Source organism: Frankia sp. CgJB1 (assembly GCF_977947065.1).
This window is the reverse complement of sequence record NZ_CDWTNB010000198.1, coordinates 1-859: the sequence shown is the minus strand read 5'-3', so window position 1 is coordinate 859 and position 859 is coordinate 1. Positions and strand designations below refer to the sequence as shown.

The window sequence follows — 859 nt, the reverse complement described above, 5'->3', positions numbered from 1 at the left end:
GATTCCGCGGCGGCGTTGTCAAAACATATACCGGTCCGCCCGACCGAATTCCTGATCTTGTTCTTCTTGCAGAACTCGACGAAGTCGTAGCTGGTGTACTGGCTGCCGCGGCCGGCATGGAAGATCACTTCCTTGGGCGGTCGCCGATGGAAGATTGCCATGCGTAACGCGTCGAGGACCAGGCCGGCGCGCATGTGGTTGTCGACGGCCCAGCCGACGACTTTCCGCGAGAATGCGTCGATCACCGAGGCGACATAGCACCAGCCTTCTCCGGTGCGCACATATGTTATGTCGCCGTACCACAATTCATTTGGCCTCTTCGCGGTGAAGTCCCGGCCGACGAGGTCGGGCAGCGACGAGGGCTCGGCGGCCTGGACGGTCGTGAGGTGCCTGCGGGGCCGCGGGTGCACGCTGACCAGGCCCAGCTGGGCCATTAGCCGCTGGACCCGCTTGTAGGCGACCCGGACGCCCTGGCGGCGGAGGTCGGCGAAGATCTGCCGCACGCCGTACCGGCCGTGGTGCGCGTCGAAAATCGCCCGGATCTTCGTGGGCAAGGTGATGTCGTCCTGCTCGCGTTTCGACGGTCCGCGGTTCTTTCAGGCGTAGTACTAAGGAGAACGAAAGTATCTGGACAAAGTGCGACTCGGCATGATTTAATCATTGCATGCGGAAGCTCGACGGTCGGAAAATTGACCACGGAACACTGGAAACAATCAGGATTCGCGTGGCGCGCCAGATTATTGACGACGGCGCCAACGCCGACGAGTTAGCAAAGGCACTGGGCTTCAGCCGGGCGGCGGTGTTCTCGTGGGCGCAGCAGTACTGCGACGGCGGGATTGAGGCTCTGCGAGCCTAGGAT

Annotated in this window: 2 protein-coding genes; one reads left to right on the top strand and one right to left on the bottom strand. The window is 62.2% G+C overall.

Annotated features, from left to right (window positions below; translation table 11 throughout):
* Window positions 1-554: IS3 family transposase (locus AC08OT_RS17685; RefSeq protein ID WP_476603059.1), on the bottom strand; the 554-nt coding region annotated here is incomplete at its 3' end.
* 110 nt (window positions 555-664) lie between these two features.
* Here AC08OT_RS17685 and AC08OT_RS17680 point away from each other — a divergent pair.
* Window positions 665-856 carry a helix-turn-helix domain-containing protein gene (locus AC08OT_RS17680; protein ID WP_476594184.1) on the top strand — a complete coding sequence of 64 codons (192 nt, stop codon included), beginning with the start codon at window positions 665-667 and terminating at the stop codon, window positions 854-856.
* The last annotated feature ends 3 nt before the right edge of the window (window positions 857-859 follow it).

Bases quoted from the DNA above. Each gene is read 5' to 3' on its own strand.
- AC08OT_RS17680 (WP_476594184.1), top strand. From the start codon at position 665: ATGCGGAAGCTCGACGGTCGGAAAATTGACCACGGAACACTGGAAACA.